Here is a 25,886-nt window from a genome sequence, read left to right on the forward strand (position 1 = left end):
AGGCTAGAGCGGTGCCGGGGAGGCCGCAAGTGCGTAAGGTTCCATCGACGCGCGGATGCGGTCGCGCAGGCGTGCGGCGCGGCGCCGGATCTTGCGGCGCATCCAGGTCCACGACCAGTGCGACACCGGAATCAGCTCCTTGCCCGCGATCACCGACTTGACGTCGACGCAGACCAGCGCCAGCGCACCGTCGCGCCGGACCACCACGAAGTTGCCGGGATTGAGGTCCGACAGCGGCACCCGTTGCGCCAGCAGCCAGGCCTCGAAGCGGTCGACCGCCGCGCATAGCGCTGCCGCGGACGCGCCTGCGGCGGGCGTGGTCAGGCAATGCAGCAGGCTGGGGGCGACGTCGCCGTTCCCGTCGGCCACCATGCGGCAGCGCAATGCGCGGCCGGCCGGCGTCGCCACGATGCCTTCGCATTCGGCGACATGCAGCGACAGCCCGTCGTCGAGCCGCGCGCGCAGGCGCTGCCAGGCGCGCAGTTCGCGGTGGTTGTCGCCGAACCAGGCAAGACGCGAGGACAGCAGATGGCGGAGTTGGCGCCGCCGGCGATCGCGTGCACCCGCGGCCGGTGGCAGTTCGTACTTGAGGCAATGACCGGGCGCGCCAGGATCGCGCACGCAGATTCGGCAGGCGCCGTGCGCGATGACCTGCATGTCCCTCCATTGGCCTGCGCCGTTGGTGTGCACGCCTTCCTCCGTCAGGGCGCCTTGGCCGGATCCAACGGTGCGGCCAGGCCGCGCACGGACAGCCAGTGGCGCGCGTCGTCGGCGTCGCGCTCGAACCAGGCGCGGGTGCTGCCGAGTCGGAAGCTGTAGCCCCAGGCATCCATGTCCGCCATCAGCCGGTCGCGGCCGACGCCGGGCAATCGGTCGGCGAGCAGGATCTGCAGGTAGCAGGTGGCATCCTCCTCGGCGTCCGAGTCGCTAGCATCGGTGTGCACGAGCGCGCGGCGCTCGGCCGGCAGCACGATCAGGTGGCAGGCCTCGTGCAGCAGCGAGTGCACCGGGGTGTCGGCACGGACATGCACGGTGGCGCCGATGACCCCGGCTTCCGGCTCGCCCCAGTAGCTGCCGGGAATCGGCGCGCCGTCGGCCACGCGGTGCAGGGCCAGGCCGTACCGCGCCAGCAGCGCGGCGGCGGCCTCGAAGCCGATGTCGCACAGGCGCAGCACCGGGCCCGATGGCGCGGCAGCGGCACCGACACCTGGGGCAGCGTCGTGGGAGCGACGCAAGTCGCGACCTGCGTCCGCTCCTGGGCCCGCAATCGTGACTTCCCGGCGGGGGCTTGCCGCCGCCACTCCCACGCGCGCACTGTCGGGCGCGGCGCCCGTCGGCGGGATCGCTGCCTCCGCGGGAGACCCCGGGTGCCGCGGGATCATGCGTTCAAACGGCCGATGGCCGCCCGTCGGGCAGCGAGACCGAGATGTCGAGCACGTCGTGGGAGCCGTCCTTGACCAGGTCGACCTTGACCGCCTCGGCATCGACGCTGACGTACTTGCGGATCACTTCCAGCAGTTCGCGCTGCAGCATCGGCAGGTAGTCCGGGGCGCCACGGCTGCTTCGCTCCTGGGCGACGATGATGCGCAGGCGCTCCTTGGCGATCGAGGCGGTGTTCTTCTTGGCTTTCAGGAAATCGAACAGACCCATGCCTCAACCCCCGAACATCTTGCTGAAGAATCCCTTCTTCTCCACTTGGGTGAAGCGCATCGGCCGCTCCTCGCCCAGCAGGCGCGCCACTGCGTCGTCGTAGGCCTGTCCGGCGCTCGACTCCATATCCAGGATGACCGGCTCGCCCTTGTTGGATGCGTTGAGCACGTCGTTGGATTCCGGGATCACGCCGATGGTCTTCAGTCCCAGCACTTCCTCGACGTCACCGATCGACAGCATCTCGCCGGTATGGACCCGCGACGGGTTGTAGCGCGTGAGCAGCAGCGATTCCTTGACCCGCTCGCCGGTCTCGGCACGGCGCGTCTTCGACGCCAGCAGCCCGAGGATGCGGTCGGAATCGCGCACCGAGGACACTTCCGGGTTCACCACCACCACCGCCTGGTCGGCGAAATACATCGCCAGGTACGCGCCCTTCTCGATGCCCGCCGGCGAGTCGCAGACGATGTAGTCGAACTCGTCCGCGGCCAGGTCGTTGAGCACCTTTTCCACGCCTTCCTTGGTCAGCGCGTCCTTGTCGCGGGTCTGCGAGGCGGCCAGCACGTGCAGGCTGTCGAAGCGCTTGTCGCGGATCAGCGCCTGCTTCAGCGATGCCTCGCCGGTGACGACGTTGACGAAGTCGTAAACCACCCGGCGCTCGCAGCCCATGATCAGGTCGAGGTTGCGCAGGCCGACGTCGAAATCGATCACGGCAACCTTGTTGCCGCGCCGCGCCAGGCCGCTGGCAAGGCTGGCGCTGGTGGTGGTCTTGCCGACGCCGCCCTTACCGGACGTGACTACGATGATTTCGGCCAATGTCTTTCTCCAGGTGATTCGTGATTGGTGATTGGTGATTCGTCGTTGGAGTTCGGGATTCGTGGCGGGAGGTTGCGCTTGTGTCGAATCACCAATCCACGAATCACGTCACGCCAACTCGGCGATCTTGAGTTCTTCGTTTTCCAGCCAGACCTGAACCGCCTTGCCGTGCAGGTCCTTAGGGATATCTTCCAGCACTTTATAGTGCCCGGCCACGGCCACCAGCTCGGCCTGGAAGGCGCGGCAGAAGATCCGCGCCTTCTCGTTGCCCTGGGCGCCGGCCAGGGCGCGACCGCGCAGCGGGCCGTAGATGTGGATCGAGCCGTCGGCGAGGACCTCGGCGCCGGCGCCGACGGCGCCGAGCACGGTGAGGTCGCGGTTGTCGGCATAGACCTGCTGGCCGGAGCGGACCGCGCCGTTCTGTACCAGTCCGGGCTGCGCGGCGGCCGTTTCCGTGGCGGCGGGTGCGGCCCCTTTGACGGAGGAGTCCGCCGGGGCGGGCGCCCGCGCGGCCGGTGCGGGCGCGGCGGCGGTCGCCGGCTCGGGGCCGGCCCCCTCGCGCTCGTACTGGGCGCGGAACTTGGCCAGCAGCGGCAGTCCGATCTCCTGGGCCAGCTTCTCGTTGTCGCTGCTGCCCCAGGCTAGCGCCACCGGCAGCACGCCGGCGCCACGCAGGGCCTCGAGCAGGGCGCGCGCGCTGGCGGCATCCGGGGTGGCGGGCAGGCCGCCGAAATCGATCACCACCGCGGCGCGGCCGAACAGCTTGGGCGCGCGCGCGACCCGGTCGCGCATTTCCGCCGCCAACCGTTCCGGATCCAGCGTGCGCACGCGCAAGTTGGCGATGCCGACCTGGCCGAACTTGAGTTCGCCCGCTGGCTCGAAATCCACGTTCGTCGCCGCCACGCTCAGGTTCCCGTCGAGCGCTGAGCGGGCGCCGCCACCTGCCGCGCGCGTCGCAGCCAGGGCATGTCGGGCAGTTCGTCGCCGTAACGGTCGCGGACCCAGGCGTAGCTGCACAGCTCCTTGGTCAGCATCGAGGCGCGCACGCCGGTCTCCGGCATCACGTGCTGGCCGACCTCGTGGAAGCCGAAGCTGCCGTGGAACAGCCGCGCCGGGTCGTTGTCGTGCTCGATGAACACCTCGCAGGCCAGCAGCGGGTAGCGCACTTCGGCGTAGCTCTGCACGTCGGCGTAGAACGCGCGGCCGACGCCGCCGCCGCGGCGGCGACTGGCCACGACGATGCGGTCGATGTAGAAGAACGCCTCGTGGTGTTGCCGGAACCAGCGGAAATTGCTGCTTTCGTGGCCGGATCCGGAGCCGAAGCCGACCAGGAAACCCGTCAGGTTGCCGTCGCGCTCGGCAACCCGGAAATATTCGGCGGCATCGAAGAACCGCCTCAGGCGGGAGGCGTCGAGCGGCAGGATGGTGGGGCCGGCGGCATTGTTGAGGGCGAGGATGGAATCCAGCTCGTGCTCACGCACGTCGCGGATGACGATCGACATTACCTGACTTCCTCGCTGCTTGGCACACGAAAACGACCGCGGCTTCGTGCGGCCGGCCCGACGGAATGCGGTGCATGCCGGCCGGGCAGGGGATTATCGCACGCCGGGCAGTCGTCGGCGACTCGGCGCACATGACTTCTGGTGGGCTCGCGGCGGCGCATTTGCGCCTACCATCGCAACGGCGCGTCGCCACCTGCCGGGCAGGTGTGGCGCGGCCCGTGCCGCCCACCGCTGGATCGACAGCTCCGAGAAGATGATCGCGCACCTGAACCACAACCGCCTGCTGCGCTACGCCGGCATGTTCACCTGGGGCGTGACCGGCCTGCCGTTGCTGCTGTTGACGATGCCCGAGGTCGAACAGGCGGTGATGGGCGAGGAATCGGTGCTGATGGTGAGCCGCTGGCGCGCCTGGATCGCGTGGGCGCTGTTCGGGTTCTGCTACGCCTGGCTGACCCGGGCGCTCGGCGAGCGCCGGGTGACGCCGGTCGACCATGGCCTGGTGCTGTTGCTAGCCAGCAGTTCGATCGCGATCAGCTACTACAGCCAGAGCGGCCTGGGCAGCATCCTGCTGATGGTGGTGGCCTGCGTGCTGCCGTGGCTGCTGCCGCTGTGGATCGGCGTGGCGCTGCTGGTGCTGTGCGAGTTCGTGATCGTCCCGGTGTACGTGCGCGGCTTCGACTTCTCCTGGGGGGAGGCGGTGGTGCAGGCGAGCCTGTACGTCGGCTTCACCGGCTTCGCCTTCGTCACCGGTTTCGTGGCGCGGCAGCAGGCGCAGGCGCGCGACGAGCAACGCCGGCTCAATTCCGAACTGCGCGCCACCCGCGCGCTACTGGCCGAGAGCGTGCGGGTCAACGAGCGCACCCGGATCTCGCGCGAGCTGCACGACCTGCTCGGCCACCACCTGACGGCGCTGAGCCTGAACCTGGAAGTCGCCAACCACCTGACCGAAGGCCGCGCGCAGGAGCACGTGGGCCAGGCGCATACCATCGCCAAGCTGCTGCTCAGCGACGTGCGCGAGGCGGTCAGCCAGCTGCGCGACGACGACGCCATCGACATGGTGGCCACGTTGCGGCCACTGGCCGAAAACGTGCCGCGGCTGCACGTGGACATGGAGTTGCCCGAACCGTTCCTGATCGACGATGCCGAGCGCGCGCACGTGCTGCTGCGCTGCACCCAGGAGATCATCACCAACGCGGTGCGCCACGCCCAGGCCGGCCGGCTGCGACTCGGCTACAGTCTGCGACAGGGCGTGGTGTGGCTGGACGCGCGTGACGACGGCCGCGGCGCCGAGATCGCGGCGATCGGCAACGGCCTGCGCGGCATGCGCGAGCGGCTGGCCGCGTATGGCGGTACGGTGGAGATCGAGACCGCGCCGGGGGAGGGATTCGCCCTGCGCATCCGCCTGCCCCTGCGCGAGCCGGCCGAGACCGGCGTGGTCGCGGCGGCGGCAGGTCAATGAACGCGCCGCGAGGCGATGGCGAGCAACGGGAGAAGACGATGATCCGCGTATGTCTGGTGGACGACCAAACCCTGGTGCGGCAAGGGATCCGCTCGCTGCTGGCGCTGGACGGGGACATCGAGGTGATCGCCGAGGCCGGTGACGGCCGGCAGGCGGTGGAGACCATTCCCCAGCTGGCGCCCGATGTGGTGTTGATGGACATGCGGATGCCGGTGATGTCGGGCCTGGAGGCGCTGCAGCATCTCTCGCGCAACGGGCAGTTGCCGCCGACCATCATCCTGACCACCTTCGACGACGACCAGTTGGTGCTGGCCGGTCTGAAGGCCGGGGCCAAGGGCTATCTGCTCAAGGACGTGTCGCTGGAGCAGCTGGTCGGCGCGATCCGCACGGTGGCGGGCGGTGGATCGCTGGTGCAGCCGGCGATGACCCAGCGCCTGCTGTCGGGGCTGGAGCACATGCGCAACGATTTCGTCAGCCTCGACCGGCCGGACCCGCTGACCGATCGCGAGACCGAGATCCTGCGGCTGATGGCGGGCGGCTTCTCCAACAAGGAGATCGCCAATTCGCTGGGGGTGGCCGAGGGCACGATCAAGAACCATGTGTCCAACATCCTCAGCAAGCTCGGCGTACGCGACCGCACCCGGGCCGTGCTCAAGGCCTTCGAGCTCAAGCTGGTCTGACACGGAGGATGTCCCGCCCGGCGCAGCGCGCCGGGCGTTCGCGGCCCCGCGCGCCATGGCGCGCAAGCCGGTGCCGCTCACCCTCAGCAAGCTCGGCGTACGCGACCGCACCCGGGCCGTGCTCAAGGCCTTCGAGCTCAAGCTGGTCTGACACGGAGGATGTCCCGCCCGGCGCAGCGCGCCGGGCGTTCGCGGCCCCGCGCGCCATGGCGCGCAAGCCGGTGCCGCTCACCCTCAGCAAGCTCGGCGTACGCGACCGCACCCGGGCCGTGCTCAAGGCCTTCGAGCTCAAGCTGGTCTGACACGGAGGATGTCCCGCCCGGCGCAGCGCGCCGGGCGTTCGCGGCCTCGCGCGCCATGGCGCGCAGGCCGGTGCCGCTCACCCTCGGCAAGTTCGGCGTACGCGACCGCACCCGCGGCCGTGCCCTAGACCTTCGAGCTCAAGCTGGCCTGACACGGCCCGGCGCGGCACCCTCGCCGAATCCCGGCAGGCGCGACCGCACCAGATCGTGCTCGAGGCATTGGGGTCCGGACGGTCCGACGGCCGTCGGCGGCCATGCGCCGCCATGGCGCTCCAGGCCGATGTGTTCGGGTGAACGGTCCGCGGTCGTTCCGGGTGTCGTGATAACGTTTCCGGCTTGCTCGCCGATGGCCACACAAGTTGGTAGGATTGCCGATCTGCGCCCCGGCATGGCCGGGTCCGGTCCTGGAGAACCCTGAATGACCCGTTTGCTTGAGATTTTGATTTCGCTGCTGATCGTGGCCGTGCTGTTCGTGGTGGTGGGCGTCCTGCTCCCCTCCGAGCGCAACCTGGTCGAGAAGGTGGAAACCAACCGCCGCCAGACCATCGTTTTCGACACCCTCAACAGCTTTCGTCGTTTCGACGACTGGCACCCGTTGGTGCTGCGCGATCCGCGCATGCAGCTGAAAATCTCCGGCCCGGAGTCGGGCGTCGGCGCGCGTCTGGACTACAGTTCGGACAACTCGAACGTCGGTAGCGGCAGCTGGGAGATCGTCAACTCCGAACCGCGCGACCGCGTCGATTTCGAGCTTCAGGACCACCGCCGCGGCCGCGACAAGCGCACCAGTTTCGTGCTCCGTCCTACCGGCCGCGCCGGCCGCAACATCGAGATCACGCAGTCCTATCATGTCGCCTACGGCTGGGACTTGATCGGCCGCTACGCCGGCCTGTACGTCAGCCGCAACGTCGGCGACGACATGCAGCTCGGCCTGCGCCGGCTGTCCAACATGCTGGCTTCGGTGCCGAACGTCGACTACGCGGTCGAAGGCACCACCCTGCGCAACATGACCGTCGAGGAGCGTCCCGCCGAGGACCTGCTGGTGGTCAAGGCCGGCGCGGTCGAGCGCAACAACCAGGTCATCCAGGAATCCATGAAGAGCAACATGGAGTGGATCAATCGCACCATGGCGACCAACGACCTCGAGGCGGCCGGGCCGATGCGCATCGTCTCCACCGAGCTCGGCCGCGATACCTACACCTTCGACGTGGTGCAGCCGGTGCGGCGCCAGGGCGACGACGATGACAACGGCGACAACGGCGACGACGAGGACCAGCAGGACGAGGACCAGGTCGCCGATGAAGAGGGCGAGGAAGGCGAGGAAGGCGACGCCCCCGCGGAGCGCAAGCTCGACAACACCCCGGTGCCCGTGGTGGCCGCGCAGGGCGAAGAGCTCGAAGTCGAGACCATGGGCCCGGTGGAGTACGTGCGCAGCGAGCCGACGCTGGTCGCCAAGGCCCGCTACACCGGCTACATGGCCGAACTGGAAAACGTCCGCAACGCCCTGCGCGCCTGGGCCATGACCCAGGGCTATGAGGCGATCGGCCGACCTTACGAGAGCTACATCCGCGGCGTCGACGACTCGTTCACCGAGAACGGCGAATACGAGGTCTTCTGGAATCTCAAGCAGTAGGCTGCCGCTTGCCGGCAGTCGCCGCCCGCGTCACGACACGCCGCATCCTCCGGGTGCGGCGTGTCGCGTTTGTGGACCGCGCAACATGAATCCAGCCGCCCGCCGTTCGCCGCTTGCCGCCGCGGGCGCGCTGTCCGCGGCCGCCGCCATTGCGCTGGCGGCCTACGCCGCCCATGGCGTCGACGGCGAGGCGCAGCAGCGGCTGCAGACCGCCGCCGTTTATGCGTTCGGGCATGGCGTCGCGCTGGCGCTGCTGGCGACGACGGTCGTGCGCAGGCTCGGCCGTGCAGCCTTGTCCGGGCTGCTGCTCGGCATGCTGCTGTTCTGCGGCAGCCTGGCCGGCAACGTGCTGTTCGGATGGCCGACGGCAGCGGCGCCGTTCGGCGGCATGCTGCTGATCGCCGGCTGGCTGCTGCTGGCGGTCGATTTCCTGCGACGCTGAGAGAAGAGGGTCGGACCATGCCGCGTCATCGCCGTGGATTCGACACCGAGCAGGCGCGCGCGCACCTGGGCCGCCGCGACCGCCGGCTCGGCGGCTGGATGAAGCGGATCGGCGTCCTGGAACCCGAGCCGCGCTGGCGGCGGGCGTTCGATCCGGTCGACGCGCTGGCGCGGGCGATCCTCTATCAGCAGCTCAGTGGCAAGGCTGCGGCCACCATCGTCGGTCGGGTGGAAGCGGCGATCGGCAGCCGTCGCCTGCATGCGGACACCCTCGGCTGGGTCGACGATGCCGCCCTGCGCGCCTGCGGCGTGTCCGGCAACAAGGCCCTGGCCCTGCGTGATCTTTCGGCGCGCGAGGCGCGGGGCGAGATTCCGACGCTGCGACAGATGTCGACCCTGCACCAGGACGAGATCGTCGCCGCGCTCACGCCGATCCGCGGCATCGGCCGCTGGACCGTGGAGATGATGCTGATGTTCCGCCTCGGCCGGCCCGACGTGCTGCCGGTCGACGACCTCGGCGTCCGCAAGGGCGCGCAGGTGATCGACCGCCTGGAGGTCATGCCGACGCCGAAGGAACTGCTCGCGCGCGGCGAGCGTTGGGGACCGTATCGCACCTACGCCAGCCTGTACCTGTGGCGCATCGCCGATTTCGCCACCGGCGCCAAGGCGCCGACCAAGCGCTCGCAGGAGTGAGCCCGCATTCGCCGGCAGCGTCACCGGCCGCGTAGGAGCGCGCCATGCGCGCGAAGCCGCGGGCATCTCCAGTCCCGGTCATCGGCGGTCTGCTGCGAACCGGGAGGCACGCTGGTCGACGGGATCACATGGCGGTGCAGTGCCCGCGGCATCGCGCGCATGGCGCGCTCCTACGTTGGTGCGGATCCCACGAATGGACGTCCGGTGATCGGACCCCGGGCCTGCGCCTAAGGAGGGGCGTAACGCCAATGCCACGGCTCGTAGACGATGCCGTGCGGGTTGCCGCGCGGATAGCTCATGGTGAAACCGTAGTCGCCGGCGTTGCCGGTCAGCCAGGCAAACGCCTCGGTGGCCTCGAACGATTCCTCCGCCGGCGGCTCGCCCGGCGCGCCGATGTCGAGCGCGAGGCCGGAATGATGCTCGCTGTAGCCGGGCGCGGCGTTGATCGGCAGGATCTCGTCCAGCGCCAGGCCGCGGGCGCGTTTTCTTTCGAAGATGCCAAGCTGGTAGTCGTGGCTGCGGTAGCCGGAGATCGCGTCCAGCACCACGCCGTCGCGGTGCGCGGCAGTGTGCAGATGGGCCCAGGCGCGTGCGGCATCCACCTGCAGCCACAGCGGGCGCCGGAAGCGGTCGAACCCGGCCAGCGCGAGCCAGTCGGGCTCGGCCACCAGCGGCAGGCCGGTGCGTTCGGCGTAGGCGTCGGCGTCGATGCCCAGCGCGTCCAGGCGTTCGTGCAGGCGGTGCAGCGGCAGCGTGCCGACGTGCTCGAGGCCGGCGCGGGCGTGCTCGGGCACGGCGTCGAGCGCATCCAGGGCGTCGTCGATGCCGGTCTCACGCATCCAGCGCGGCCGCAGCGGCATCAGGCCCTCGGGCAGCTCGGCGACGAGATAGCGGCCGTCGCGCTTGCGCCGCAGCACGTAGCGTGCGCGGGCGAGGATCCGGGCGTCGCGGTTGCCGCGCGCGCGCAGCAGGGCGGCCGGCCACAGCTCGATGTCCGGTGTATTGATCAGGATGCGTGGATGCCTGCGCATGTGCCGCAGCTTAGCCGTGCGTGGCCTCGGCCGCCAAATTCCGCCGCGACAGCAGCGCCTGCGGCGGTTCGGCAGTCACGGCCGATCGAAATGGAGCGAACCACAGCGGCGCTGCATGGCTTGCCGCTTGCAAGGACTTCGGCTTGTCGGACGGTTCGCCGTCGCGACTTCCGTCGCACCCAGGGTGCAGAAGTCAGGGCGAACCCGCCGGCTGTGGGAGCGACGGAAGTCGCGACGCTACGCGCCGGCCAGCTCGGACAATCCAAGGATGCCGCAACCATCCGTTCGTGCGATGCAGGCCGTGCGGCCGCGCCTGCGCGGCAGCCGCCTTCAGGTGCCGCCCCGTAGGGACACCAGCAGCGTCCCCGCCAGCAGTGCCAGCAGGGACGCCAGCAGCAATACGATCGCGACCGTGCGGCCGCGTCCGGGAAAACGATGCTCGACCAGTTTCACGATGTGCAGCATGTGCTGTCCTCACTTCGATGTGCGGGCCGGATCCTGCGATCCTGGCGGCAATGCCGCCGATCAGCGTGTCACTGGCCTCGTCCGGTCATTGCGGCTTCTTCAGTACCAGCGTTGCCGGTGCCATCGGGCCCGGGAAGGCGAAGTTCACCAGTTCCCAGCCCTGTGCGCCGAGACGGTTGAGTTCCGCCTGGATGTTCTCGGCCTTTACCCTGCTCAGGAGCGAAGGCTTGACCTCGACTACCTGGTATGTCCAGCGATGGCTCATGACGTCGTCTCCCTGTTCGATGGTTTGGCGCCCTTGTCCGGCAGCCGGCCGGCCTTGCGCAGGGCGTCGCGCAACACGTACTCGATCTGTGCGTTGAGGCTGCGCAGTTCGTCGTCCGACCAGCGTTGCACGGCGGCCAGGATCTCGGCGTTGATGCGCAGCGGATAGCTCTTTTTCTCGCTCATCGCGGCCCGCCCCGGCGCCTGCGCAACGCGTCGACCAGCACCACCAGCCCGAGGCCGTTGACCGCCAGCGCCAGCACCACCGCGACCGCGAGCATCCGCGTGCGGTCGCCGCCGGCCCAGGCCAGGCCGATCGCGCCGGCCAGGATGGCGAAACCGATCAGCCGCATCAGCGTCGCCAGCCGGCGCCGGTCGCGCGCGAACGCACGCGCGGCCAGAAACGCCGGCAGGCTGCTGGCGGCCACGATCAGCGGCAGGAGCAGGCCGTCGGTCATCCCTGGCTCAATACAGCGATCCGGTGTTGACCACCGGATGGGCGGCGCGGTCGCCGCACAGCACCACCAGCAAGTTGCTCACCATCGCCGCCTTGCGCTCCTCGTCCAGCGAGACCACGCCGCTCTTCTGCAGTTCGGCCAGCGCCATCTCGACCATGCCGCAGGCGCCGGCGACGATCCGCGCACGCGCCGCCACCACCGCATTGGCCTGCTGCCGCTGCAGCATCGCCTGGGCGATCTCGGGGGCGTAGGCGAGGTGGCTGATGCGCGCTTCCAGCACGTCGACGCCGGCCGAGGTCAGGCGCTCGTCCAGGTGCTCCTTGAGCCGCTCGGAGATCTCGGCGGCGTGGCTGCGCAGCGAGATCTGGCCGTCCTCGTGCTGGTCGTAGGGGTAGGTGGTCGCCATCGCCCGCAGCGCCGCCTCGGACTGGATGTGCACGAAACTCTCGTAGTCGTCGACGTTGAACACCGCCTCGGCCGAGTCCACCACCCGCCACACGATCACCGCGGCGATCTCGATCGGGCTGCCGTCGAGCTCGTTGACCTTGAGCCTGCCGCTCTCGAAATTGCGCACCCGCAGCGACACCTTGCGCTTGGTGAAGAACGGATTGTTCCAGCGCAGGCCGTTGTCGCGCGCGGTGCCGATGTACTTGCCGAACAGGCTCAGGACAGCCGACTGATTGGGCTCGACCATGTACAGGCCGACCAATCCGAACACCGCGACTGCGCTGACGACGACGGCACCGACGAGCCGCAGCACGCCGCCGTCGCCGGTGACGACCACGGTGAAAAAGGCGTAGGCGCAGGCCAGCAGCACGGCCAGCAGCGCCAGCAGCATCGGAATGCCGGGCAGCGAGCGGATCGGGTTCTCTTTCATGACGACGTCTCCTCCGCCCCCCTTGGGCGAGTGAGAGATTGATATCTAATTGATATCACTTTGTCAATGGCGCTGCCGTCGCCATCGGCTGGCGGCGATGGCCGCCGCATACAATATTCGGCCGTCCATCCAGGAAGACTCATGGTCAGTCTCGGCACGCCGTTGTCCCCGCGCGCCACCCGCGTACTGCTGCTCGGTTCGGGCGAGCTGGGCAAGGAAGTGGCGATCGAGTTGCAGCGGCTGGGTGCCGAGGTCATCGCCGCCGACCGCTACGCCGATGCGCCGGCGATGCAGGTCGCGCACCGCAGCCACGTACTCGACATGCTCGACGCCACGGCGCTGCGTGCGCTGATCGCAGCGGAAAAGCCGCAGCTGATCGTGCCCGAGATCGAGGCGATCCACACCGCGACCCTGGTGGAACTGGAGCAGGGCTTCGCCGAGGCCGGCGACGACACCCGCGTCATTCCGACGGCGCGCGCGGCATGGCTGACCATGGACCGCGAGGGCATCCGCCGGCTGGCCGCGGAAACGCTGGAGCTCCCGACCTCGTCCTACCGCTTCGTCGACACGCTCGAGGACTACCGCGCCGCGGTGGCGGAGATCGGCCTGCCGTGCTTGGTCAAGCCGGTGATGTCGTCGTCCGGCAAGGGGCAGTCGCTGGTGCGGGGCGAAGCCGACATCGAGCGTGCGTGGGAATACGCGCGCACCGGCGGCCGCGCCGGCGCCGGACGGGTGATCGTCGAAGGCTTCGTCGATTTCGATTACGAGATCACCCTGCTCACCGTGCGCCATGCCGGCGGCACCGATTTTTGCGCGCCGATCGGGCACCTGCAGCGCGATGGCGACTATCGCGAGAGCTGGCAGCCGCAGCCGATGTCGCCCACCGCGCTGGCGCGTGCGCAGGACGTCGCGCGGCGCATCACCGACGATCTCGGTGGCTGGGGCGTGTTCGGCGTGGAGCTGTTCGTCAAGGGCGACGACGTCTGGTTTTCCGAGGTCTCGCCGCGGCCGCACGATACCGGCCTGGTCACGCTGGTATCGCAGGAACTGAGCGAGTTCGCGCTGCATGCGCGGGCGATCCTCGGCCTGCCGATTTCGCTGATCCGGCAGGCGGGCCCGTCGGCGTCCTGCGCGCTGTTGGCGGAAGGGTCCGGGGTGCCGGTGTTTTCGAACATCGAGGCGGCGCTGCGGGCGCCGGATTCGGCGCTGCGCCTGTTTGGCAAGCCGCGCGTGGAGGGCCAGCGCCGGGTCGGCGTGACCCTGGCGCGCGGGCGCGACATCGATGGTGCGCGACGCAGCGCCCGCGAGGCGGCCGAGGCGATCGCGATCACGTTGGAATAACCATGGCGCCGGCCGCTTCAGCTGCACACCTTTCGCAGATGAAGCGCAGTTGTGCCGCTCCCGTGCGTGAGCGCGGATCCGGCAATCGAACATTTCTGGAGAATCGAAGCGATGAACGCACACAACGGCTACGCCGTCTTCTTGTACCCGCAGGCGCTGGAGGTGCTGGGCGAGGCGATCAAGCCCTACCTGCGCGAGAACCCGATGGGCGCGCACGTGGCTTGCGACGAGATCGACACCGGCGGCGCGCTGATCGAGATGACGCTGCGCGGCCGCACCGAGCAGGGCGCCGACGTCACAGTGGAACTGATGGTGCCCGGCACCATGGTGCGGATGATCGTCTCGACCCAGGGCGACGGCGACTTCGGCTTCGGCCCGCGCACCGCCCCGATTCCGTAGGAGCGCGCCATGCGCGCGATGCCGCGGGTGCTGGCAGAATCCGGGGGATGCCGCGATTCTGAGCCAGCAGGTGTGCCGGTCGCCGGAATTCGCGGGCGATGCAATGCCCGCGGTATCGCGTGCATGGCGCGCTCCTACGGAAGGCGCAGGTCGACCCAGACCAGGCGGTGGTCGCTGCCGTCGATGATGGCGGCAGCCGGATCGCTCGGCGGCGGCCAGAACACGCCGCTGTCCACGAACTCGAAGCCCGTCGACGGCAATACGTAATCCAGTCGTAGCGGCCCGACCCGCGGCCCGAAATCGCCGGTCGCGTGTGCGGGCGCGCCGCGGCGTGCCGGGCCGGTGCCTTCGGTCGCCGCATCCGCGCCTGTCGCCGCGGCGATCGCCGCGCCTTCGCTGGCCGGCGTGGGGTAGCGCAGTACGCGTGGATGTTCCAGCAGTTCGACGATCGCCTCGTGACGGCCGTCGCCGTCCACCGGGTCGTTGTTGAGATCGCCCAGGATCACGAAGCGCGCGTCCGCCTCGAGCCCGCCGCAGCGACCACGGTCGTCGCACAGCCAGGGCTTGTCGCCGGGCGAGAGGTACTCGGTCCACAGCCGGATCTCGTCGGCGTTGCGGGCGCCGTTGCGATCCTCCGGGCCGTCGAACACCGGCGGCGTGGGGTGCGAGGCGAGCACGTGCAGCACGCCGGCCGGCGTGCGCACCGGCACGTCCCAGTGCGACTTCGACGACAACCGCAGCTGCGACCACACCGCGTCCGGGTGCCACCACTGTCCGCTGTCCGGATCGCGCGGCCGATGAGCGCCCGGCATCGCGCTCCAGCGCAGTTGCCGGAACGTGCGTGCGGCGGCGGTGTCGATCGGGTACTTCGACAGCAGCAGCATGCCGTACTGGCCCGGATGCAGGCCGTAGCCCCAGGCATCGTTGCCGCGCTCGCGCCCGTCGCCGCCGACCGTGCCGTTGCCGTCCAGGTCCAATCCGCTCGGCACGCCGGTGTTGACCGGCGCGAAGTAACGGTACGGATAGCGCAGGCCTTCGCCGCCGCCGGCCTGCGGCGTCTCCAGGTACCGGCGCTGGAACAGGTCGGCGGCACGGCCGTCAGCGTCGTAGTCGAACTCGTTCAGCAGCACGACGTCCGGACGCACCCGCTGCAGCACCGCGGCGACCTTGCGAGCGCCGGCATCGCCGGCTTCCAGCCGCGCACGCAGGCCATCGGTCTCGTCGGCATACAGCGATGCGTTGTAGGTGGCGATACGCAAGGAAGCGTCGGCGGACATCGTGGTTCGGTAGCTTTCAGGATCGCCGTGGACGTTGACGCGCACGCAGGCGGTGCAGGCGAGCAGCGCGACGGAGAGCAGGGCCAGGGCGACGGAGCGGGCGGATGGACTCATGGCGGGATTGTATAGGGCGATATCACCGCCCCCACATCGTCATCCCGGCGCCCGTCTCATCCTTCATCAAGCGGTTGCCAGCCGCGCCCGTCGAAGGCCTCCAGCGGGCGGAACCTGCGCTTGTAGTCCATCTTGCCGTGGCCGGCGATCCAGTAACCCAGGTAGAGATGGCTGCGACCCTCGCGTCGGGCCCATTCGATCTGGCGCAGGATCGCCAGCGTGCCGGGGCTGCGCGCGGCGGCGTCGGGATCGTAGAAGGTGTACACGGCCGACAGTGCATCGCCGGTCAGGTCGGTCGCCGCCACCGCGAGCAGCCGCTGCTGTACGCGCAGTTCCAGAAAGCGCCCCTCGGTCCAGCTGCCGAGCAGGAACTGATCGAATTCGGCGGCGCCATGCCCGTCCATGCCGCCTTGCGGATGGCGCGCGTGCAGATAGCGGCGGTACAGCGCCAGCCGCTCGTCGTCGCGCTCGGCTGGCACCACCCGCGCCTCGACGTCGGCGTTGCGCGCCAGGCAGCGGCGCTGGCTGCGGTCGGGGCGGAACGCCGCCACCGGGATCCGCACTGCCACGCAGGCGCGGCAGCCCTGGCAATGCGGCCGGTAGACGATGTCGCCGGAGCGGCGGAAACCCCACTGCAGCGCCTGTGGGTAGAACTGCGCCAGGCGCGGGTCGCGCGGATCCAGGACCAGGTCGCGCGCGGTCCGGTCCGGCCAGTAGCCGCAGGGATGCAGGCCGGTGTGGAACAGGCGCAGCGAATCGGGCTCGCCCAGGCTCATGGCGAAGGCCAATACGGCGCCAGCGGCCACGACAGCAGCGCGGCCCCGGTTCCGGTGGCGATACCGGCGCCGAGGTCGCGCGGACGATGTCGCGCCAGCGCCAGCCGCGACCAGACCACCAGGGCCGCGAACACCAGCGCCGCCGCGCCGGCCCACCACGTCCAGCGCAGCAGCATCAATGCCGCGAACACGGCGAAGGCGGCGTGCAGCGACAACGTGCACCAGCGCGCGAGCAGCATCGCGACGGCGACGATCAGTGCCGACAGGCCCAGGTACAGCGCGACGCCGGCCGGCGCCCACAGCGCCAGCAGCATCGCCGCCACCAGCACCGGCAGCAGGAACCGGTGCAGCGAGCGGCGTTCGTCGCCGGCGCTGGCGTCGACATGCGCCCAGCTGCCCTGCCGGACCCGGCGCCAGGACCAGCCCATCACCAGCGCGGCGGCGAGCGCGAAAGCGATCGCGACGCCGCCCGTCCCCGGCAGGCCGCCCGCCACGGCCGGCAGCAGCAATGCCAGCGGCAGCATCAGCAGCGGATGGCCGAGGATCGAGACGGTGCGGGCGAGCGGGCGGGTCACGTGCCCAGCATACTGCGGCCGATCGCAGGCGCCGCGACTGTCCGCTGCCTGAACGTGGCCATCGCGCTGTCAACCGCGTGCCCGGGGGCCGCGTTGATCCGTGCACAGGCGGCGCGTTGCCGCCCCTGCACATCGGAGAGACACACATGAAATCCAACCGTCTGTTTGCCGCGACCCTGTTGGCCCTGGGCGCGTTCGCCACTGCCGCGGCGGTGGCGCAGCCGGCGGCGGGCGAGGCCCGTCCGGCGCGCATGCAGCTCGACAGCAACGGCGACGGTGCGATCGACCGCAGCGAGGCGGCCGCGCATCCGCGACTGGCAGAGAGATTCGACCGGCTCGACAAGAACGGTGACGGCCGCATCGACGCCGACGAAAGGCCGCGACACGGCGGCAAGCGCATGCAGGGTGGCGGTGGCCACGACCGTATGGGCTTCGACCGCATCGCCCGGCTGGACGCCGACGGCGACGGCCGCATCAGCCGGGCCGAGCTCGAGCAGGCCGCGGGCGCGCGCAAGGAGGGCCGCGGCGCCCGTTTCGATCTGGGGCAGCACTTCGACGCCATCGACACCGACCGTGACGGCCAGATCGCGCGCGGCGAACTGCGTGCCTGGCACGCGCGCCAGCTTCCGCAGCGCCGGGCCGAGATGGCCGAGCGCGCCGACCAGCGCTTCGCCGCCGCCGATCTCAACGGCGACGGCAAGCTGAGCCGGGTCGAGGTCGAGGAAAAGATGCCGCGACTGGCAAGGAATTTCGCCTGGATGGACGAAAGCCGCGACGGTTTCCTGAGCCGGGAAGAGCTCCGGCCGCAGCGGGCACATTGAACAGGGAGCGTTGCAGCAAGGGGTAAGTCGGTAGTCTCCGCCCGCGTGTTCGTCGCACGCGGGCTTTTTTTTCGCGATCGCGATGGTCGAGCGACAGGCCGAGCCCGCGCGCGTCACGCTGAACCGTATCCGCGCAGGAAGCCGATCACGAACATGCCGATCAGGCCGATGTTGGCGATCAGCAGGCCGCTCGGGCCGAAGGTGAGGCGGTAGAGCAGCGCCCGCCGTTCCGCGCTCTCCGGATTGCGCTTGGCATCGCGCCGGAGCAACGGGTTCATGATCCGCGGCAGCGGCACCATCAGCTGGTAGTTCAACACCAGGAAGCCGGCGACCGCGATCGCCAGCGCCGGGACCGGGCTTTCGAACAGCCAGACCGCAGCGAGCACGCCCAGGCACATGACCGTCGCCATCGCCAGGTAGGCGTTGTAGCAGCGCAGAATCCGCCGCCGTTCCTCGGCGTCGTCGGCATAGCGCTCGAGCAGCTTGCGGCACAGCCAGGCGGTGATTAGGCTGGCCAGCACGCTGCCGCCGACCACGCCGGCGGACCCGAAGAACAGCTTGCCGAGCACGCCGCCGGCCAGTGTCGAGCCGGCCGTGGTCAGGCCCGCCGCCGCCGCCGGCTTGCTGAAACTTCCCAGCGCGGTGACCACGGTGAGCGCGAACGCGGTTCCCGGGGCGCTGCCGCGTGCGAACTCGCTGAAGCGCGCCAGCAGCTCGGTGCGCAGGCAGCTGCGGGCGCGCGAGAGCCGCTTGCGCACCGCGGCCTCGGACAGCCCCAGCAGGGACGCCACCTGGCGCGAGTTCCGGCCCTCGCGGTAGTACAGCAGCAGCACTTCGCGGCTGTCCTCGGGCAGTTCCGAGATCAGTTCGGCCGCCACGGCTTCGCGTTCATGGTCGATCAGCTGCCGCATCGGGGTGCCGGCCGGGTCCGCGGCCTGGGCGATCGCCAGTTCGGCGACTTCGCCGTCCAGCGGCCGGTGCCGGTTGGCGCGCAGGTGGTCGTGCGCCAGGTTGCGCGCGATCTGCCGCAGCCACGGCAGGAAGCTGGTGGGGTTGTGGAGCCGGCCCAGCTGCTGCCAGGCCTTCAGGAAGGCTTCCTGGGCAATGTCCTCGCTGGCCGGCACGTCGCGGGTGATCGCCAGCGCCACCGCGGTCACGGTGTTCTGGCTGACGGCGACGATGCGGCCGTAGGCGTGGCGATCGCCGGAGGCGGCGGCCGCCAGTTCGCGATGGATCAACTGTTCGATCGGCTGTTCGAGCGTATCGGCGGACATGGCATCAACCGGTTCAGGCCTGCATCCTGGACGGATCCGGGCGTCGAGTGTGACGTATCCGGCCCGGCCGAGGCATCAGCCTGGCGTCCGCGAGAGACCGGCCGTCCCGGTACAACGATGTGGCATCCGTAGGAGCGCGCCATGCGCGCGATACCGCGGGCATTTCGCCGCCCGCGAATTTCGGTGACCGGCGCGCCTGCCGGTCCAGGATCGCGGCATCCACCGGATCCTGCCGGCGCCCGCGGCATCGCGCGCATGGCGCGCTCCTACGAGGCAGGCGGCGGGCGGATCAGAACGAACGCACCAGCGCCCGAGACGGGTGCAAGCGGATCAGAACGAGCGCACCAGCACCAGCGCGACCAGGATCGCGATCCCGACCAGCAGCATGCGCCGGTAGCGGATGATCTTCCGCTGCGTCGGCTCGGGCGCGGCGCGGCTCGAACCCATCTTGCCGGGCGTATAGGCGGTGGAGAGGTAGCTGTCGCTGACCGGGCGCGTGGTCGGGCCAGAGAGTCCGGTTTCGCGCATGATCGCGCGCGCCCGCGGCTGGTCCTCCGAATGGGTCACCCAGACCGCTGGCTGCGGCCCGTGGTTGGCGCCCTCGCGGTAGCTGAAGGTGCGGCGGCGCCCGCTCTTGTAGGAGCGGCCGTTGGTGATGCGCACCTCGATGCCTTCGTCGCGCAGCAGCTGCGCGACCTTCTCGACGTTTTCGAGGCGTTGGCTGCTGAAGATCTGTCTCATGGCGTCATTCTTTCACGGGAACCTGCGCGGCGGCATCGACGTCCGCCACCACCCGGATCAGCCCCTCCTGCACGGTGCTGGCGACCAGGCGCCCGGTGCGATCGTAGATCAGCCCGCGTGCCAGTCCCCGTGAATCCTGCGCACTGGGGCTGTCGATCGAATACAGCAGCCAGTCGTCGGCGCGGAACGGCCGGTGGAACCAGAGGCCGTGGTCGAGCGAGGCCATCTGCACGCCGGGCTGGTAGTAGCTGATGCCGTGCGGAAAGGTGGCGGTGCCGAGCAGCTGGAAGTCGGAGGCGTAGGCGAGCAGCGCGCGATGCAGTTCCGGCGCGTCGCCGACCGCTTCAGACAGGCGGAACCAGACCTGCTGGTAGGGCGGGCGTTTGGGCGGATCGAGCTCGTCGCGGGGATAGACGTGGCGGAACTCGAACGGGCCGGTGCGGTCGAGCCAGCGCTGCACCTTGGTCGGCAGCGTCTCCAGCACCGACACCGGGACCGACGGCGACGGTGCAATGTCCTCGGGCGCCGGGACCTCCGGCATCGCGAACTGGTGTTCGGCGCCGGCCTCGTGCTGCTGGAACGACGCGGCGCAGAAGAAGATCACTTTGCCGTGCTGGATCGCGGTCACCCGGCGCACCGAGAAGGTGCCGCCGTCGCGGGTGCGGTCGACCTCGTAGACGATCGGATGCTCGATGTCGCCGGCACGCAGGAAATAGGCGTGCAGCGAGTGTGCGTCGCGCGCGTGCGTCATCGTCGCCTGCGCCGCCGACAGCGCCTGCCCGAGCACCTGGCCGCCGAACACGTACTTGGTGCCGATGTCGCGGCTCTGGCCGCGGAACAGGTTGTCCTCGAGCCGCTCCAGCGACAGCAGTTCGATCAGTTCGGAGACGGGCGATTGCATGCGGATACGGGGCGGCGGCGGACCGGGGATTATAGGCGGTGCCGCGGTATGTCCCGTCCTAGGGAGCGATGCCCGATGTCCGGGTCACTGTGGCAATGGCGGCGGTACGCCGCCATCGGGAAGCCGACAGCGCCGGTGCCGTTGTCGTCCGGACTTGGGTCGGTTCGCGGCGTCGCGACTTCCTTCGCTCCCACGAGGGAGACGGGCGACCTACGGGATCAGCCGCTGCAGCGGTACCGCATCGAGCACCCTCGGCCACGGAAACTGCGGCCCGGGATCGCATTTGCGCGCGACCATCCGCGCAGGGTCGTCGCTGGCCGCGACACGCGCGGTATCCAGGTCCTCGTGTCCGGCGACCAGGCGCAGCGCCGGCAGCACGTGCGCCAGGTGCCGCAGCAGCCGCACCAGCGCATCGACCTGCGCGTCCGGATAGGTTTCGTCCATCGCCTGGTGGCGCGTGTCGTACCAGTGCGGAAAGCGTCCGCGATTGACCAGTTCGATACCCACCGAACGCGGGTTCCAGCCGCGCACGTGATGCGCGATACGTTCCGCCGGAACGAACTCGACGATCGCGCCGTCGCGGTCGACGTACCAGTGGCCGCTGGCGCCGGTGCCGACGGCGGGATACAGCAACCGCTCGCCGTACTCGCGCGCCAGTGCCATGTCCGGCAGCTCGGTGCAGTGGATCACCGCCAGATCGATGTCCGACAGCGACCGTGGCCCCAGCCGGTCCACGTAGGGCAACGGCTGCGACACGATCTGCGGGGCGGAGGCCGGGCCGGACGACATGCAGCGGATGCTAGCATTCACGGATGACCCAGCTGCCGCCTCCGGGCACCGAACTGCACCGGTTGATGACACGCTTTCCCCGCCGCGGCAGGCTGGATTGGATCGGCCTGCGCCCCGCGCGCGAGGCGCCGATGCGCGAGGTCGGATCCGTCCAGGCGAGCGCCGGTGGCGGCCTCGACGGCGACCGCTATCGCGGCGGCAGCGGCAAGCGCGGCGCCACCCTGATCCAGGTCGAGCACCTGCCCGCGATCGCCGCACTGGCCGGCCTGCCCGCCGTGCAGCCGGTGACCCTGCGCCGCAACCTGGTGGTGTCCGGCATCGCGCTGATCGCGCTGAAGGGCTGCCGCTTCCGCATCGGCGAGGTCGTGTTCGAGGGCACCGATCCCTGCGATCCGTGCTCGCGCATGGAAGACGCGCTCGGCCCCGGCGGCTACAACGCCATGCGCGGCATGGGCGGGCTGTGCGCGCGCATCGTCGCGGGCGGCGTGCTGCGGGTCGGCGACGCCGTGGAATGGATCGAACCGTGAGCGCGCGCGGGCACTGCATCCTGTCGCACGGTTTCGAGAGCGGGCCGGATGCGACCAAGGTCACCGCGCTCGCCGAGGTGGCCGAGCGCCTGGGCTGGAGCCACGAGCGCCCGGACTACACCGACCTCGACGCCCGGCGCGAGATCAGCGATCTCGGCGATGTGTCGTCGCGGCTGCAGCGGCTGCTGGTGAAGGCACGCAGCGCGGCTGCGCGTGGACCGCTGGTGCTGGCCGGCTCCAGCCTCGGCGCCTGGGTATCAGGGCAGGTGTCGCTGCAGGTGCCGGTGGCGGGCCTGTTCCTGATGGCGCCGCCGGTGCGGATGGGCGACGCGCCGCCGCTGCAGGCGGCCGAGGTGCCGACGTCGCTGGTGCACGGCTGGGACGACGAACTGATCCCGGCGGCGGAGGTCGTGGCCTGGGCACAGGCGCGGCGTGCGCGGCTGCTGCTGGTGGACGACTCGCATCGCCTTTCCGGCCATGTCGAGGCATCGGCGCAGGCCTTCGCGCAGCTGCTCGAAGCGCTGTGAGTCCGGTCATGCCGGCCCTGGACGCATTTTTCCGTAGGAGCGCGCCATGCGCGCGATGCCGCGGGTATTTCCCCGCCCGCGAATTCCGGCGACTCGCGCGCCTGCCGGTCCGGAATCGCGGCATCCGCCGGATCCTGTCGGTACCTGCGGCATCGCGCGCATGGCGCGCTCCTACGGGCGGCCACGGTCGTTTGACATGAAATTCTTCGCCTCCTGCGCCAAGGGCCTCGAATACCTGCTCGTCGACGAGCTGTCCGCGCTCGGCTGCGCGCACGCCACCGCGGCGGTTGCCGGCGCCAACGTCGACGGCAGCCTTGCCGACGCCCAGCGCGCGGTGCTGTGGTCGCGCATCGCCAGCCGCGTGCTGTGGCCGCTGACCGAATACGACTGCCCCGACGAACAGGCGCTGTATGCCGGCGCGCACGCGCTGCCCTGGCACGAGCACCTGGCGCCGGGCATGACGCTCGCGGTCGACGCCCATGTCTCCGGCGAGGCGATCACCCATGCGCGCTACGCGGCGCAGCGGATCAAGGATGCGGTGGTCGACGCCATGCGTGCGCACGACGGCACCCGTCCCGACGTCGACCTCGACGCGCCGGACCTGCGACTGAACCTGGTGGTGCGCAAGGGCAGGGCGGTGCTGTCGGTGGACCTGGGCGGCGGACCGCTGCATCGCCGCGGCTGGCGCCGCGCGCAGGGCGAGGCGCCGCTGAAGGAGAACCTTGCCGCGGCGGTGCTGCTGCGCGGCGGCTGGCCGCAGCGCCATGCCGACGGCGGCGCGCTGCTCGACCCGATGTGCGGCAGCGGCACGCTGCTGATCGAGGGTGCGCTGATGGCGGCGGACGTGGCGCCCGGATTACAGCGGCTGCGCGCCATCGCCATGGATGCCGGGGTCGAAACCGACGACGGCGCGCTGTTGCCGACGCGTTGGCCCGGATTCGACCGCGATGCGTGGCGCGCGCTCTGGCGGGACGCGCGCGAGCGCGAGCGCAACGGGCGCGCCGCGCTGCAGCCGGCCTTCTTCGGCAGCGATCTCGATCCGCGCGCGATCGACGCCGCGCAGGCCAATGCCGCCGCGGCCGGCGTCGCCGATGCCCTGGTGCTCGAAACGGCGGCGGTCGACCGGCTCGAAACGACGTTCCCGCTCCTCCGCGGACCGGCTGGCGAAGGCGGGGAGCCGGCGCCCGGTCTCGTCGTCTGCAATCCGCCCTACGACGCACGGCTGGCCGCCGATCCAGCCCTGTACCGCGCGCTCGGCGCTGCCCTCAAGCGCGCCGTGCCCGGCTGGCGTGCAAGCCTGTTGTGTGGCGACGACGCACTCGCCTTCGCCACCGGCCTGCGCGCGCGCAAGCGCTACAAGGTGTTCAACGGCGCGCTGGAATGCGCCCTGATCGTGTGCGATTCGGTCGCGCACGAAACCGCCGCCGCGGACGTGCCACGCACGCTCTCCGAAGGCGCACAGATGGTCGCCAACCGCCTGCGCAAGAACCTGCGTGGCCTCAAGGCCTGGCGCCGGCGCGATGGCGTCGACTGCTTCCGCGCCTACGACGCCGACCTGCCCGAATACGCTGCCGCGATCGACGTCTATGCCGAGGCCGACGATCCGGGCCGCCACTGGCTGCACGTGCAGGAATACGCCGCCCCCGACGAGATCCCGGAGCAGGTCACTCGCCGCCGCTTCAACGACCTGCTGGCTGCCGCGCGCGAGGTGTTCGAACTGCCGCGCGAGCGCATCGCGCTGAAGACCCGCAGCCGCGGCAAGGGCGGCAGCAAGTACGGCCGCTTCGACGCGCGCGGCGAGTTCCTGGTGGTGCGCGAAGGCGATGCGCGGCTGCGCGTGAACCTGTTCGACTATCTCGACACCGGCCTGTTCCTCGACCATCGCCCGCTGCGCGCGCGTATTGCCGCCGAGGCGCGCGGCGCGCGTTTCCTCAACCTGTTCTGCTACACCGGCGCGGCCACCGTGCAGGCGGCGGTGGGCGGCGCGGAACAGACCACCAGCGTCGACCTGTCGGCGACCTACCTGCAGTGGCTCGCCGACAACCTGCGCGAGAACGGTTTGGGCGGCAGCGCCCACCGGCTGGTGCAGGCCGACGCGCTGCAGTGGCTGGAGGCCGAGCGTGGCCGCTACGACCTGATCTTCTGCGATCCGCCGACCTTCTCCAATTCGGCGCGGGCGAAGGACTTCGACCTCCAGCGCGAGCACGTGCGCCTGTTGCGCGCCGCGGTGGCGCGGCTGGCGCCGGACGGGGTGCTCTATTTCAGCAACAACTTCCGCCGCTTCCGGATGGACAGCGGTGCGGTGTCGGCGTTCGCCGATTGCGAGGACATCAGCGCCGCGACCATCCCGCCCGACTTCGCCCGCAACCCGCGCATCCACAAGACATGGCGCCTGCGGTGGCGTACTCCAATGGAATCGTCCGGCGATCCGCCCGCGTAACCTTCCGTTCCACCGATGGAGATGCCATCACACCGCCGCGTCCCCATCTTGAGCGGCACACACGTTTTCGCCACAGGAGCCGCCATGAGCGCCACCGCCCCGATCCGCCATGCCCGCATCGCCCGCAAGATCCGCGGCAGCGCCGCGTCCGACGGCGCCGGCGTCAAGCTCACCCGGGTCATCGGCGCGGCCGAGCTGCCGGACCTCGATCCGTTCCTGCTGCTCGACGAGTTCGGCACCGACCGTGCCGAGGACTACATCGCCGGTTTCCCGGACCATCCGCACCGCGGCTTCGAGACCGTCACCTACATGCTCGACGGCCGCATGCGCCATCGCGACAACCATGGCAACGAGGGCCTGCTGGTGCCCGGCAGCGTGCAGTGGATGACCGCCGGCCGCGGGCTGGTGCATTCGGAAATGCCGGAGCAGCAGGCCGGCCGCATGCGCGGCTTCCAGCTGTGGGTCAACCTGCCGGCGAAGGACAAGATGGCCGAGCCCCGCTACCAGGAATTCGGGCCGGAGCGGATCCCGGTGGTCGCGCCCGCCGCGGGCGTGGAGGTGAAGGTGATCGCCGGCCGCGTCGGCGAGGTGTCCGGCCCGATTGCGCAGCCGGCGACCGATCCGGTCTACCTCGATGTCGCGCTCGCGCCGGGGGCCGGTTGGCGCCATCGCCTGCCAGAGGGCCACAACGCCTTCGTCTATGCCTTCGAAGGCGCGCTGACGATCGGCGAGGGTGAGGACGCGCGCGTGCTGGAAGCGCGGGAACTGGCGGTGCTCGGCGGCGGCGAGGCGCTGGCGCTGCAGGCCGGCGACGCCGGTGCGCGGCTAATCCTGGTCGCCGGGCGGCCGTTGCGCGAACCGGTGGTGCGCCATGGCCCGTTCGTGATGAACACCCGGCAGGAGATCATGCAGGCCTTCGTGGACTTCCAGGAAGGCCGCTTTTGAGGAGCAGAAACGAGTGAAGAGGAGTGAGAAACGAGAGAAGGCAGCAGCCTCCGCAGCTCGCGATGCGGCCGTCTCCCGCTCTTACTCGTTTCTCACTTCTCTCCACTCACTCCTGTTTGAAAGAGTAGAAACGAGTGAAGAGGAGTGAGAAACGAGAGAAAGCAGCCTGCACCA

General features: G+C 70.1%; 31 protein-coding genes and 1 pseudogene. 13 read left to right on the forward strand and 19 right to left on the reverse strand.

Annotation, left to right across the window (positions count from 1 at the left end):
* Positions 1–3: 3 nt before the first annotated feature.
* From FXO19_RS10330 to FXO19_RS10355, 6 genes are all read right to left on the reverse strand, one after another.
* On the reverse strand, positions 4–690 hold the full coding sequence (locus FXO19_RS10330; RefSeq protein ID WP_149195008.1) for a YrbL family protein: 687 nt from the start codon (positions 688–690) through the stop codon (positions 4–6).
* 11 nt (positions 691–701) lie between these two features.
* A complete protein-coding gene (locus FXO19_RS10335) occupies positions 702–1,235 on the reverse strand; it encodes a hypothetical protein (RefSeq protein WP_149195009.1) in 534 nt (177 codons plus the stop codon).
* A 151-nt stretch (positions 1,236–1,386) separates the two neighbouring features.
* Complete coding sequence (minE, locus tag FXO19_RS10340) at positions 1,387–1,650, reverse strand: cell division topological specificity factor MinE (RefSeq protein ID WP_149195010.1); 264 nt, start codon at positions 1,648–1,650, stop codon at positions 1,387–1,389.
* Positions 1,651–1,653: 3 nt separating this feature from the next.
* On the reverse strand, positions 1,654–2,463 hold the full coding sequence (gene minD / locus FXO19_RS10345) for a septum site-determining protein MinD (protein WP_149195011.1): 810 nt from the start codon (positions 2,461–2,463) through the stop codon (positions 1,654–1,656).
* A 108-nt stretch (positions 2,464–2,571) separates the two neighbouring features.
* Positions 2,572–3,366, reverse strand: a complete 795-nt coding sequence (gene minC / locus FXO19_RS10350) for a septum site-determining protein MinC (RefSeq protein WP_149195012.1) — start codon at positions 3,364–3,366, stop codon at positions 2,572–2,574.
* 2 nt (positions 3,367–3,368) lie between these two features.
* Entirely contained in the window at positions 3,369–3,965 is a 597-nt protein-coding gene (locus tag FXO19_RS10355; RefSeq protein ID WP_149195013.1) for a GNAT family N-acetyltransferase, read from the reverse strand.
* Positions 3,966–4,218: 253 nt separating this feature from the next.
* Between FXO19_RS10355 and FXO19_RS10360 the strand changes: the two genes are divergently transcribed.
* The 6 genes and pseudogenes from FXO19_RS10360 (at position 4,219) to FXO19_RS10380 (ending at position 9,170) form a co-directional block, all read left to right on the forward strand.
* Positions 4,219–5,424 carry a sensor histidine kinase gene (locus tag FXO19_RS10360; RefSeq protein WP_149195014.1) on the forward strand — a complete coding sequence of 402 codons (1,206 nt, stop codon included), beginning with the start codon at positions 4,219–4,221 and terminating at the stop codon, positions 5,422–5,424.
* 38 nt (positions 5,425–5,462) lie between these two features.
* Entirely contained in the window at positions 5,463–6,104 is a 642-nt protein-coding gene (locus FXO19_RS10365) for a response regulator (protein ID WP_149195015.1), read from the forward strand.
* 82 nt (positions 6,105–6,186) lie between these two features.
* A pseudogene (locus FXO19_RS19585) lies at positions 6,187–6,255 on the forward strand (DNA-binding response regulator); the annotation flags it as partial.
* Positions 6,256–6,824: 569 nt separating this feature from the next.
* Positions 6,825–8,036: a polyketide cyclase gene (locus tag FXO19_RS10370; RefSeq protein WP_149195016.1), complete on the forward strand. Its 1,212-nt coding sequence runs from the start codon at positions 6,825–6,827 to the stop codon at positions 8,034–8,036.
* A gap of 85 nt (positions 8,037–8,121) precedes the next feature.
* The gene (locus tag FXO19_RS10375) at positions 8,122–8,478 is read left to right on the forward strand and encodes a DUF423 domain-containing protein (protein ID WP_149195017.1); all 357 of its coding nucleotides are present in this window, start codon (positions 8,122–8,124) and stop codon (positions 8,476–8,478) included.
* Positions 8,479–8,495: 17 nt separating this feature from the next.
* Positions 8,496–9,170, forward strand: a complete 675-nt coding sequence (locus FXO19_RS10380) for a DNA-3-methyladenine glycosylase family protein (protein ID WP_149195018.1) — start codon at positions 8,496–8,498, stop codon at positions 9,168–9,170.
* Between the two features lie 227 nt (positions 9,171–9,397).
* Here the strand turns inward: FXO19_RS10380 and FXO19_RS10385 are convergent, their stop codons facing one another.
* From FXO19_RS10385 to FXO19_RS10405, 6 genes are all read right to left on the reverse strand, one after another.
* Positions 9,398–10,201 carry a M15 family metallopeptidase gene (locus FXO19_RS10385; protein ID WP_149195019.1) on the reverse strand — a complete coding sequence of 268 codons (804 nt, stop codon included), beginning with the start codon at positions 10,199–10,201 and terminating at the stop codon, positions 9,398–9,400.
* Positions 10,202–10,531: 330 nt separating this feature from the next.
* The gene (locus FXO19_RS19595; protein ID WP_255516376.1) at positions 10,532–10,666 is read right to left on the reverse strand and encodes a hypothetical protein; all 135 of its coding nucleotides are present in this window, start codon (positions 10,664–10,666) and stop codon (positions 10,532–10,534) included.
* An 85-nt stretch (positions 10,667–10,751) separates the two neighbouring features.
* A complete protein-coding gene (locus tag FXO19_RS10390; protein WP_149195020.1) occupies positions 10,752–10,931 on the reverse strand; it encodes a DUF4177 domain-containing protein in 180 nt (59 codons plus the stop codon).
* Complete coding sequence (locus FXO19_RS10395; RefSeq protein WP_149195021.1) at positions 10,928–11,116, reverse strand: type II toxin-antitoxin system antitoxin; 189 nt, start codon at positions 11,114–11,116, stop codon at positions 10,928–10,930. Before FXO19_RS10395 ends, FXO19_RS10390 begins: the two co-directional genes overlap by 4 nt.
* Complete coding sequence (locus tag FXO19_RS10400; RefSeq protein ID WP_149195022.1) at positions 11,113–11,388, reverse strand: hypothetical protein; 276 nt, start codon at positions 11,386–11,388, stop codon at positions 11,113–11,115. The genes FXO19_RS10395 and FXO19_RS10400 overlap by 4 nt, the downstream gene beginning before the upstream one ends.
* Before the next feature lie 7 nt (positions 11,389–11,395).
* Positions 11,396–12,265: an SPFH domain-containing protein gene (locus tag FXO19_RS10405; RefSeq protein ID WP_149195023.1), complete on the reverse strand. Its 870-nt coding sequence runs from the start codon at positions 12,263–12,265 to the stop codon at positions 11,396–11,398.
* Positions 12,266–12,406: 141 nt separating this feature from the next.
* Between FXO19_RS10405 and purT the strand changes: the two genes are divergently transcribed.
* Positions 12,407–13,606 (forward strand): formate-dependent phosphoribosylglycinamide formyltransferase, encoded by a 1,200-nt coding sequence (gene purT / locus FXO19_RS10410; protein WP_149195024.1) that lies wholly within the window; start codon positions 12,407–12,409, stop codon positions 13,604–13,606.
* 111 nt (positions 13,607–13,717) lie between these two features.
* The gene (locus FXO19_RS10415) at positions 13,718–14,005 is read left to right on the forward strand and encodes a hypothetical protein (RefSeq protein WP_149195025.1); all 288 of its coding nucleotides are present in this window, start codon (positions 13,718–13,720) and stop codon (positions 14,003–14,005) included.
* Positions 14,006–14,139: 134 nt separating this feature from the next.
* Here FXO19_RS10415 and FXO19_RS10420 read toward each other — a convergent pair whose 3' ends face one another.
* The 3 genes from FXO19_RS10420 to FXO19_RS10430 are packed head-to-tail and all read right to left on the reverse strand — an operon-like array spanning position 14,140 to position 16,747.
* Positions 14,140–15,396, reverse strand: a complete 1,257-nt coding sequence (locus FXO19_RS10420; protein ID WP_149195026.1) for an endonuclease/exonuclease/phosphatase family protein — start codon at positions 15,394–15,396, stop codon at positions 14,140–14,142.
* A 56-nt stretch (positions 15,397–15,452) separates the two neighbouring features.
* The gene (locus tag FXO19_RS10425; protein ID WP_149195027.1) at positions 15,453–16,172 is read right to left on the reverse strand and encodes an arginyltransferase; all 720 of its coding nucleotides are present in this window, start codon (positions 16,170–16,172) and stop codon (positions 15,453–15,455) included.
* Positions 16,169–16,747: a phosphatase PAP2 family protein gene (locus FXO19_RS10430; protein WP_149195028.1), complete on the reverse strand. Its 579-nt coding sequence runs from the start codon at positions 16,745–16,747 to the stop codon at positions 16,169–16,171. The genes FXO19_RS10425 and FXO19_RS10430 overlap by 4 nt, the downstream gene beginning before the upstream one ends.
* Positions 16,748–16,893: 146 nt before the next feature.
* On the opposite strand from FXO19_RS10430, the gene FXO19_RS19250 reads away from it, so the two are divergent.
* Entirely contained in the window at positions 16,894–17,568 is a 675-nt protein-coding gene (locus tag FXO19_RS19250; RefSeq protein ID WP_187775727.1) for an EF-hand domain-containing protein, read from the forward strand.
* Between the two features lie 113 nt (positions 17,569–17,681).
* Here FXO19_RS19250 and FXO19_RS10450 read toward each other — a convergent pair whose 3' ends face one another.
* The 4 genes from FXO19_RS10450 to FXO19_RS10465 all read right to left on the reverse strand — a co-directional run bounded on the left by FXO19_RS10450 (position 17,682) and on the right by FXO19_RS10465 (position 21,273).
* Positions 17,682–18,842: an RNA polymerase sigma factor gene (locus tag FXO19_RS10450; protein WP_149195029.1), complete on the reverse strand. Its 1,161-nt coding sequence runs from the start codon at positions 18,840–18,842 to the stop codon at positions 17,682–17,684.
* A 330-nt stretch (positions 18,843–19,172) separates the two neighbouring features.
* On the reverse strand, positions 19,173–19,583 hold the full coding sequence (locus FXO19_RS10455; protein ID WP_149195030.1) for a putative signal transducing protein: 411 nt from the start codon (positions 19,581–19,583) through the stop codon (positions 19,173–19,175).
* 4 nt (positions 19,584–19,587) lie between these two features.
* Positions 19,588–20,484 (reverse strand): acyl-CoA thioesterase II, encoded by an 897-nt coding sequence (tesB, locus tag FXO19_RS10460; RefSeq protein WP_149195031.1) that lies wholly within the window; start codon positions 20,482–20,484, stop codon positions 19,588–19,590.
* 210 nt (positions 20,485–20,694) lie between these two features.
* Positions 20,695–21,273 carry an N-acetylmuramoyl-L-alanine amidase gene (locus FXO19_RS10465; protein ID WP_149195032.1) on the reverse strand — a complete coding sequence of 193 codons (579 nt, stop codon included), beginning with the start codon at positions 21,271–21,273 and terminating at the stop codon, positions 20,695–20,697.
* Positions 21,274–21,338: 65 nt separating this feature from the next.
* On the opposite strand from FXO19_RS10465, the gene FXO19_RS10470 reads away from it, so the two are divergent.
* From FXO19_RS10470 to FXO19_RS10485, 4 genes are all read left to right on the forward strand, one after another.
* Entirely contained in the window at positions 21,339–21,800 is a 462-nt protein-coding gene (locus FXO19_RS10470; protein WP_149195056.1) for an MOSC domain-containing protein, read from the forward strand.
* Positions 21,797–22,327 carry a hypothetical protein gene (locus FXO19_RS10475; protein WP_255516378.1) on the forward strand — a complete coding sequence of 177 codons (531 nt, stop codon included), beginning with the start codon at positions 21,797–21,799 and terminating at the stop codon, positions 22,325–22,327. The genes FXO19_RS10470 and FXO19_RS10475 overlap by 4 nt, the downstream gene beginning before the upstream one ends.
* Before the next feature lie 196 nt (positions 22,328–22,523).
* Positions 22,524–24,767: a bifunctional 23S rRNA (guanine(2069)-N(7))-methyltransferase RlmK/23S rRNA (guanine(2445)-N(2))-methyltransferase RlmL gene (gene rlmKL / locus FXO19_RS10480; RefSeq protein ID WP_149195034.1), complete on the forward strand. Its 2,244-nt coding sequence runs from the start codon at positions 22,524–22,526 to the stop codon at positions 24,765–24,767.
* Between the two features lie 84 nt (positions 24,768–24,851).
* Positions 24,852–25,712 (forward strand): pirin family protein, encoded by an 861-nt coding sequence (locus tag FXO19_RS10485; protein ID WP_149195035.1) that lies wholly within the window; start codon positions 24,852–24,854, stop codon positions 25,710–25,712.
* Positions 25,713–25,886: the final 174 nt, after the last annotated feature.

It is taken from the genome of Luteimonas suaedae, assembly GCF_008312895.1.
GTDB lineage: Bacteria > Pseudomonadota > Gammaproteobacteria > Xanthomonadales > Xanthomonadaceae > Luteimonas > Luteimonas suaedae.

Excerpts from the sequence above, each read along its gene's own strand:
- minE (WP_149195010.1), bottom strand. The coding sequence starts at position 1,650 with ATGGGTCTGTTCGATTTCCTGAAAGCCAAGAAGAACACCGCCTCGATC.
- FXO19_RS10355 (WP_149195013.1), bottom strand. The coding sequence starts at position 3,965 with ATGTCGATCGTCATCCGCGACGTGCGTGAGCACGAGCTGGATTCCATC.
- FXO19_RS10360 (WP_149195014.1), top strand. The coding sequence starts at position 4,219 with ATGATCGCGCACCTGAACCACAACCGCCTGCTGCGCTACGCCGGCATG.
- FXO19_RS10365 (WP_149195015.1), top strand. The coding sequence starts at position 5,463 with ATGATCCGCGTATGTCTGGTGGACGACCAAACCCTGGTGCGGCAAGGG.
- FXO19_RS10370 (WP_149195016.1), top strand. The coding sequence starts at position 6,825 with ATGACCCGTTTGCTTGAGATTTTGATTTCGCTGCTGATCGTGGCCGTG.
- FXO19_RS10375 (WP_149195017.1), top strand. The coding sequence starts at position 8,122 with ATGAATCCAGCCGCCCGCCGTTCGCCGCTTGCCGCCGCGGGCGCGCTG.
- FXO19_RS10380 (WP_149195018.1), top strand. The coding sequence starts at position 8,496 with ATGCCGCGTCATCGCCGTGGATTCGACACCGAGCAGGCGCGCGCGCAC.
- FXO19_RS10385 (WP_149195019.1), bottom strand. The coding sequence starts at position 10,201 with ATGCGCAGGCATCCACGCATCCTGATCAATACACCGGACATCGAGCTG.
- FXO19_RS19595 (WP_255516376.1), bottom strand. The coding sequence starts at position 10,666 with ATGCTGCACATCGTGAAACTGGTCGAGCATCGTTTTCCCGGACGCGGC.
- FXO19_RS10390 (WP_149195020.1), bottom strand. The coding sequence starts at position 10,931 with ATGAGCCATCGCTGGACATACCAGGTAGTCGAGGTCAAGCCTTCGCTC.
- FXO19_RS10395 (WP_149195021.1), bottom strand. The coding sequence starts at position 11,116 with ATGAGCGAGAAAAAGAGCTATCCGCTGCGCATCAACGCCGAGATCCTG.
- FXO19_RS10400 (WP_149195022.1), bottom strand. The coding sequence starts at position 11,388 with ATGACCGACGGCCTGCTCCTGCCGCTGATCGTGGCCGCCAGCAGCCTG.
- FXO19_RS10405 (WP_149195023.1), bottom strand. The coding sequence starts at position 12,265 with ATGAAAGAGAACCCGATCCGCTCGCTGCCCGGCATTCCGATGCTGCTG.
- purT (WP_149195024.1), top strand. The coding sequence starts at position 12,407 with ATGGTCAGTCTCGGCACGCCGTTGTCCCCGCGCGCCACCCGCGTACTG.
- FXO19_RS10415 (WP_149195025.1), top strand. The coding sequence starts at position 13,718 with ATGAACGCACACAACGGCTACGCCGTCTTCTTGTACCCGCAGGCGCTG.
- FXO19_RS10420 (WP_149195026.1), bottom strand. The coding sequence starts at position 15,396 with ATGAGTCCATCCGCCCGCTCCGTCGCCCTGGCCCTGCTCTCCGTCGCG.
- FXO19_RS10425 (WP_149195027.1), bottom strand. The coding sequence starts at position 16,172 with ATGAGCCTGGGCGAGCCCGATTCGCTGCGCCTGTTCCACACCGGCCTG.
- FXO19_RS19250 (WP_187775727.1), top strand. The coding sequence starts at position 16,894 with ATGAAATCCAACCGTCTGTTTGCCGCGACCCTGTTGGCCCTGGGCGCG.
- FXO19_RS10450 (WP_149195029.1), bottom strand. The coding sequence starts at position 18,842 with ATGTCCGCCGATACGCTCGAACAGCCGATCGAACAGTTGATCCATCGC.
- FXO19_RS10455 (WP_149195030.1), bottom strand. The coding sequence starts at position 19,583 with ATGAGACAGATCTTCAGCAGCCAACGCCTCGAAAACGTCGAGAAGGTC.
- tesB (WP_149195031.1), bottom strand. The coding sequence starts at position 20,484 with ATGCAATCGCCCGTCTCCGAACTGATCGAACTGCTGTCGCTGGAGCGG.
- FXO19_RS10465 (WP_149195032.1), bottom strand. The coding sequence starts at position 21,273 with ATGTCGTCCGGCCCGGCCTCCGCCCCGCAGATCGTGTCGCAGCCGTTG.
- FXO19_RS10470 (WP_149195056.1), top strand. The coding sequence starts at position 21,339 with ATGACACGCTTTCCCCGCCGCGGCAGGCTGGATTGGATCGGCCTGCGC.
- rlmKL (WP_149195034.1), top strand. The coding sequence starts at position 22,524 with ATGAAATTCTTCGCCTCCTGCGCCAAGGGCCTCGAATACCTGCTCGTC.
- FXO19_RS10485 (WP_149195035.1), top strand. The coding sequence starts at position 24,852 with ATGAGCGCCACCGCCCCGATCCGCCATGCCCGCATCGCCCGCAAGATC.